This window comes from Psychrobacillus sp. (assembly GCF_056205495.1).
The window spans coordinates 1-6,006 of record NZ_JBAEAP010000224.1 but is presented as its reverse complement, the minus strand read 5'-3'; the positions used below and the strand labels follow the sequence as shown (position 1 = coordinate 6,006).

Annotated in this window: 10 protein-coding genes; 9 read left to right on the top strand and 1 reads right to left on the bottom strand. The window is 37.1% G+C overall.

Going from position 1 to position 6,006, the window contains the following annotated elements; all coding sequences use genetic code 11:
• Nucleotides 1–6: 6 nt before the first annotated feature.
• Nucleotides 7–546: a CDP-diacylglycerol--serine O-phosphatidyltransferase gene (gene pssA / locus AC06OU_RS06435; RefSeq protein WP_169358032.1), complete on the bottom strand. Its 540-nt coding sequence runs from the start codon at nucleotides 544–546 to the stop codon at nucleotides 7–9.
• Nucleotides 547–636: 90 nt separating this feature from the next.
• On the opposite strand from pssA, the gene AC06OU_RS06430 reads away from it, so the two are divergent.
• The 9 genes from AC06OU_RS06430 to AC06OU_RS06390 all read left to right on the top strand — a co-directional run.
• A complete protein-coding gene (locus AC06OU_RS06430) occupies nucleotides 637–1,419 on the top strand; it encodes a phosphatidylserine decarboxylase (RefSeq protein WP_475854742.1) in 783 nt (260 codons plus the stop codon).
• 37 nt (nucleotides 1,420–1,456) lie between these two features.
• Nucleotides 1,457–1,978: a YqeG family HAD IIIA-type phosphatase gene (locus AC06OU_RS06425; RefSeq protein ID WP_169358034.1), complete on the top strand. Its 522-nt coding sequence runs from the start codon at nucleotides 1,457–1,459 to the stop codon at nucleotides 1,976–1,978.
• Nucleotides 1,975–3,078, top strand: a complete 1,104-nt coding sequence (gene yqeH / locus AC06OU_RS06420; protein ID WP_475854739.1) for a ribosome biogenesis GTPase YqeH — start codon at nucleotides 1,975–1,977, stop codon at nucleotides 3,076–3,078. The genes AC06OU_RS06425 and yqeH overlap by 4 nt, the downstream gene beginning before the upstream one ends.
• Before the next feature lie 12 nt (nucleotides 3,079–3,090).
• On the top strand, nucleotides 3,091–3,906 hold the full coding sequence (gene aroE / locus AC06OU_RS06415; protein WP_342568016.1) for a shikimate dehydrogenase: 816 nt from the start codon (nucleotides 3,091–3,093) through the stop codon (nucleotides 3,904–3,906).
• 1 nt (nucleotide 3,907) lies between these two features.
• Nucleotides 3,908–4,213 carry a ribosome assembly RNA-binding protein YhbY gene (yhbY, locus tag AC06OU_RS06410; protein WP_169358037.1) on the top strand — a complete coding sequence of 102 codons (306 nt, stop codon included), beginning with the start codon at nucleotides 3,908–3,910 and terminating at the stop codon, nucleotides 4,211–4,213.
• Nucleotides 4,210–4,782: a nicotinate-nucleotide adenylyltransferase gene (locus AC06OU_RS06405; RefSeq protein WP_475854737.1), complete on the top strand. Its 573-nt coding sequence runs from the start codon at nucleotides 4,210–4,212 to the stop codon at nucleotides 4,780–4,782. Before yhbY ends, AC06OU_RS06405 begins: the two co-directional genes overlap by 4 nt.
• A complete protein-coding gene (gene yqeK, locus AC06OU_RS06400) occupies nucleotides 4,772–5,347 on the top strand; it encodes a bis(5'-nucleosyl)-tetraphosphatase (symmetrical) YqeK (RefSeq protein WP_475854735.1) in 576 nt (191 codons plus the stop codon). The genes AC06OU_RS06405 and yqeK overlap by 11 nt, the downstream gene beginning before the upstream one ends.
• Nucleotides 5,344–5,697 (top strand): ribosome silencing factor, encoded by a 354-nt coding sequence (gene rsfS, locus AC06OU_RS06395; protein WP_169358040.1) that lies wholly within the window; start codon nucleotides 5,344–5,346, stop codon nucleotides 5,695–5,697. The genes yqeK and rsfS overlap by 4 nt, the downstream gene beginning before the upstream one ends.
• Nucleotides 5,697–6,006: class I SAM-dependent DNA methyltransferase (locus AC06OU_RS06390; RefSeq protein ID WP_475854733.1), on the top strand; the 310-nt coding region annotated here is incomplete at its 3' end. The genes rsfS and AC06OU_RS06390, both read left to right, overlap by 1 nt.

The window sequence follows — 6,006 nt, the reverse complement described above, 5'->3', positions numbered from 1 at the left end:
AGCATATCAGACCTTTTTTAAAGTAAAGGTACTAATCATTAATAATGCAAGAATAATAAATAAAAACATGTACGTAACTGGCGGAACAAAATTAATAGCGAAGTATGATAATGTTAAAATTACTCCGGCAACCGTAATTGGTAGTCCTGTAAAAAATCCATTTGACTCAGAAATATTAAAGCGGGCTAATCTAAATGCGCCACAAGCTATATATATAACAGTAATAATCATTCCTGCAATACTAAATTCCTGTAAAACTAAGGAGTACATTAAAAGAGCAGGTGCAATTCCGAATGATATAATATCACTCATCGAATCTAATTGTTTACCAAGCTCTGACTCTAAGTTGAATCTTCTGGCAACCATGCCATCAAAACGATCTAACAAGCCTGCTATAAATATAAATAACACGCTAAACGTGTAGTATTCATTTACTGTAGCCATAATTGCTGCTCCACCGAATGCTAAATTACCAATTGTTATCATATTAGCAGCCTGCGTTTTTAGTTTTTTTATTGTTTGAGTCATAGCATTTTGTAAATACATTGCAAATCACTCCTTTACAAATAACATATTTGTTCATTATACTTCGATTAAACAAAAATTGTAAGTAAATTTTTATAGGGAGACTAAGAAATGAAAGAAAAAATATATCAATCTATGATTGAGCTGACCAATGGTAGGTGGTCATCATCTATAATCAAAGGCTTTGCTCAGTCTAATCTCAGTAAGAAAATAATACCTGCCTATATGAAACATTTTAATATAGATCCTTCTGAAATGCCATGTCATCTCCATGAATTTTCTACATTGCATGATTTTTTTGTTCGCCCATTAAAACAAAATAGTAGAAATATAGACCCAGCTGTCAATGGAATTATAAGTCCAGTAGATGTGACTATTGAAACTTTCGGGGATATAACGTATGATGGAATTTTTCATGTAAAAGGAAAACCATACACGCTTTATGATATGCTCGGCACCGACAAAATAGGTAAAGAATATGAAAAAGGTAAATTTATCATTTTATATTTAAGCCCAGCCGAATATCACCGAATCCACTCTCCCATTGACGGGAAGGTTACTCGACAGTATGTGCTAGGAAAGAAATCCTATCCAGTGAACAAATGGGGACTAGCTTATGGTAAAGAAACAATTAGTGGCAACTATCGGCTATTGACAGAGCTTTTGATGCCTAATGATAAGCGTTGTTTTCACATTAAGGTGGGGGCAATGTTCGTGAATTCCATTGAACTTACTAACAGGGAGTTAGAATGGAAAAAGGGAGAAGAGGTAGGTTACTTTTCTTTCGGTTCAACAGTAGTTTTGTTATTTGAAGAAGACAGTATAGAGTTTTCAAGAGAAATAACTCCTGGAAAGTTTATTCGAATGGGTGAGAGAGTCGCAAATATGCTATAATCGTTAAAGAAAAAGTGTCGAAGTGGAGTGTTTGTCTTTGTATTCAAATTTTATACCAAGTGAATTTGTTAGAAGTGTCTTTCATATAACACCGGAAATGTTAAAGGAAAAAGGCGTAAAGGCAATTATTACAGATTTGGATAATACATTAGTTGAATGGGATCGACCAGATGCAACCCCTAAGCTAATAGAATGGTTCACTAATATGAAAGAAGCAGGTATTCAAGTAACCATTGTATCCAATAACAATGAATTACGTGTTAAGTCATTTGCAGATCCATTAGGGATTCCTTTTATATATAAAGCAAAAAAGCCTTTAGGAAAGGCTTTTCGTCATGCTCTAAGTATAATGTCCGTTAAAAAAGAGGAAGTTGTTGTTATTGGTGATCAGCTATTAACGGATGTCTTTGGCGGAAATAGACAAAAGCTCCATACCATTCTAGTGATACCTGTCGCAAAATCAGATGGTTTCGTGACAAAGTTCAATCGTATGGTGGAGAGAAGAATTTTTAGTTACTTGGACAAAAAAGGACAAGTTACATGGGAGGAAGAAGCGTGACAGAAGCACCAAAATGTATAGGTTGTGGAACAGTAATCCAAACCGAGGTAGTTGGAGATCCAGGATATGCTCCTGTTTCTTCGTTAGAAAAAGAGGATATTATTTGCCAGCGTTGTTTTCGTTTAAAAAATTACAATGAGTTGCAGCCGGTTTCTTTAACCGACGATGATTTCTTAAAAATCTTAAATGGTTTAGGTACAAAAAAAGGACTAATTGTGAAGATTGTAGATATTTTTGATTTTAACGGAAGCTGGCTACCAGGCCTACACCGATTTGTTGGTAACAATCCGATACTATTAGTAGCAAACAAAGCAGATTTACTGCCTAAATCCGTTAAGAAAAACAAAGTAATCAATTGGATGAAGCAAGAAGCAAAGAAACTAGGCTTATCACCAATCGATGTTCTATTTGTCAGTGCACATAAAGGTACTGGTATGCCAGAAGCTATGGAGGCTATTGAGCATTATCGTAAAGGTGAAAATGTTTACGTAGTAGGCTGTACCAATGTTGGTAAATCTACATTTATAAACAGGATTATTAAACAGGCTACCGGAGTAGAAGCAGTTATCACTACTTCTCATTTTCCTGGGACAACCTTGGACATGATTGAGATACCTTTAGATGATAAAAAAGCTCTTTATGATACGCCAGGAATCATTAATCATCACCAGATGGCCCATTTCTTAGATCCATCGGAGCTAAAATATATCACACCTAAAAAAGAAGTGAAGCCAAAGGTATTCCAACTAAATAGTGAGCAAACTCTCTATCTTGGAGGACTTTCTCGATTTGATTTTATAAAGGGAGAACGATCTGCCTTTACTTGTCATATAGCAAACGATATTCCAATTCATCGTACGAAGCTTGAGAATGCTGATACTTTATGGCAAGAGCATCGCGGTCAATTGTTGTCACCGCCTTCTGAGAAATTTGTAGACCTATTACCACCTTTAGTAAGACATGAATTTAAGATAAAAGATGATAAAACGGATATCGTATTTTCAGGACTTGGTTGGATAACTGTGCAAAAAGGCGGAGTTGTGATAGCAGCTCATGCTCCTGCTGGTGTAGAGGTTTCTATTCGTCCATCTCTTATTTAGGGGGAAGTAAGTTTGAAAAAATGGTTTGCAGTCATAGGTAATCCAATTGCCCATTCTTTATCACCTTATATGCATGATGCTTGGCTACAGGAGCAAAATATCAATGCAAGCTACATTCCTATTCATGTGAAGGAAGGGAAGCTAAAGGACGCTATCGAAGGTTTAAAGCTTCTAGGGTGTAGTGGATGGAATGTAACGGTACCATATAAAGAAGCCATCATTCCTTTTTTGGACCGTCTGGATGAATCAGCTGCCAAAATTGGGGCTGTAAATACAGTCGTCAAAACAGATGAAGGGGAATTCGTGGGCTATAATACGGATGGATTAGGGTTTATCCGTTCGCTTGGAGAAACTGACCATTCCAATAATATATTGATGCTCGGTGCAGGCGGGGCAGCTAGAGGAATTATATTTGCCTTTAAGCAGCTTGGATATAAAAATCTATCCGTTGCAAATCGTACATTAGAAAATGCAAAAAAACTTGTAGATGAGCTTCAATTTGGTCAAGCAATTACATACCTAGAGGCAGAGGAACAATTACAATCGTTTGATGTGGTTGTTCAAACAACTCCTCTTGGTATGAAAAGTAATAGTAAAGAGCTTCCTATTCAACTAAAAGGTATTAAAGAGTATACAATTGTTGCTGATATTGTATATAATCCTTTAGTTACCCCTTTTTTAGAGGAAGCAGAAAAGTACAATGTTCGAACAATTAACGGTTTAGGTATGCTTGTACATCAAGGTGCCTTAGCTTTTTCATATTGGAACGGAAGTTATCCGAATACAGATGATATGATTCAACGATTGACAGAGCAATTAGGAGGATAATATGTTAACAGGTAAACAAAAAAGATTTTTACGTAGTCAAGCTCACCATTTGTCACCAATATTTCAAGTAGGTAAAGGTGGCGTTAACGATGCAATGACTAAGCAAATTAGCGAAGCGTTGGAAGTACGTGAATTGATCAAAATCAGTATTTTACAAAACTGTGAGGATGAAAAGCACGAGGTGGCAGAAGCACTTGCAAAAGGTACTAGAGCAGAGCTTGTCCAGTTAATCGGTTTAACGGTTGTTTTGTACAAGCAGTCTAAAAACAACAAACGAATTGAGCTTCCAAAAGTGAATCGTGCATGACAAAAAAAGTAGGGATATTGGGGGGGACTTTTAACCCTCCACATATTGGCCACTTAATCATTGCAAATGAAGTGTTTCATGCACTTCATTTAGATGAAGTAAGACTGATGCCGAATGCTATTCCTCCACATAAATCAAAGGATACAAGAGTGACTTCCGAACAGCGATTAGAAATGCTAAAGCTTGCTATTGAACATGTGCCATATATGGCTATTGAAACGATTGAGCTTATTCGAGGGGGAACCTCATATACTGTTGATACGATGCAAATATTAACAGAACAAGAAGCAGACACCGAGTTTTATTTCATTATTGGCGGAGACCAGGTAGAGTATTTATCTAACTGGCACCGTATTGACGATCTTTTAAAATTAGTGCGTTTGGTTGGTGTTGCAAGACCAAATACCTCTATCGTGTCTGCATATCCTATTATTACCTTAGATATTCCCCAAATCGATATTTCTTCTACTGTCATACGGGAACGACTGAAGAATGGAGAAACAACAAAATTTCTAATTCCTGCTCAGGTTAGAGAATACATTCAAAAGGAGAATCTGTATGAAATTTGAATCTATGCTTCTTCAAATGAAAGACAGAATGCCGGAGCGCCGTTTTATCCATACGAGAGGTGTAGCCGAGACAGCTACACAGCTTGCAGCTAAATACGGTGAGGATACAGAAAAAGCTGAAATTGCTGGCATATTACATGACAGTGTAAAATATGCAGAAAAGTCCTGGCTGAAAGAAATAATTATCTCAGAGCAAATGGACCCGATGCTTTTAAATTTTCACCATGAATTATGGCATGCTCCTGTGGGAAGCTATGTAGCAAGGCAGGAGTTTAATATTGAAGACGCGGATATTCTTAATGCTATTCAGTATCATACGACGGGCCGGGCAGGGATGTCTAACTTAGAAAAAATCGTCTATATTGCAGATATGATTGAACCTAGTAGAAGTTTCCCTGGAGTAGAAGTATTAAGGGAAATTGCAAATCAAGATTTAGAAGAAGGGATGCTTAGTTGCGTCCAGCACAGCATGACATTTTTGATCAAAAAAAGACAGCCGGTTTTTCCGGATTCATTTCATTGTTATAATGACTTGATACAAAAGAGAGGAAAAGTGAAAGAATGACTTCAAACAAATCATTAGTAGAAATAGCTTATAAAGCGGCAGACGACAAAAGAGCGGAGGATATTGTAATTTTAAATATGCAAGGCGTATCTTTACTTGCGGATTACTTTCTAATTTGTCACGCTAACTCAGATCGTCAAGTTCAAGCGATTGCAAAGGAACTGTTTGAACAAGCAGATAAAGCTGGATTCAATGTAAAACGTATGGAAGGCTTCGATGAGGCTCGTTGGATATTAGTTGATATGGGAGATGTGGTAGCACACGTATTCCATAAAGATGAGCGCTCTTATTATAACCTAGAACGTCTATGGGGCGATGCTCCAATGATTGAAGTAGGACATGACGCATAATGTCTACTTACGACCAGTTCGCCTTCATCTACGATTCGTTGATGTCAGATATACCATATGATAAATATGCAGAATGGGTGCTGGCTAAAGCACCTATTTTGAAAAATAAACGTTTAATGGACATAGGCTGTGGCACAGGTGTACTAAGTGTCAGCTTTGCAAAAGCTGGGTATGAAGTGATCGGCATTGATTTATCTGAGTCAATGCTGACAGTTGCCCAAAATAGAAGCACCGAGCAGAATACAGATATAACGTTTGTGTGCCAGTCTATGACCGATATAGATGGTGTTTCCGATGTAGACGTTGCAG

Excerpts from the sequence above, each read along its gene's own strand:
- yqeK (WP_475854735.1), top strand. The coding sequence starts at position 4,772 with ATGAAATTTGAATCTATGCTTCTTCAAATGAAAGACAGAATGCCGGAG.
- rsfS (WP_169358040.1), top strand. The coding sequence starts at position 5,344 with ATGACTTCAAACAAATCATTAGTAGAAATAGCTTATAAAGCGGCAGAC.
- yhbY (WP_169358037.1), top strand. The coding sequence starts at position 3,908 with ATGTTAACAGGTAAACAAAAAAGATTTTTACGTAGTCAAGCTCACCAT.
- pssA (WP_169358032.1), bottom strand. The coding sequence starts at position 546 with ATGTATTTACAAAATGCTATGACTCAAACAATAAAAAAACTAAAAACG.
- AC06OU_RS06405 (WP_475854737.1), top strand. The coding sequence starts at position 4,210 with ATGACAAAAAAAGTAGGGATATTGGGGGGGACTTTTAACCCTCCACAT.
- AC06OU_RS06430 (WP_475854742.1), top strand. The coding sequence starts at position 637 with ATGAAAGAAAAAATATATCAATCTATGATTGAGCTGACCAATGGTAGG.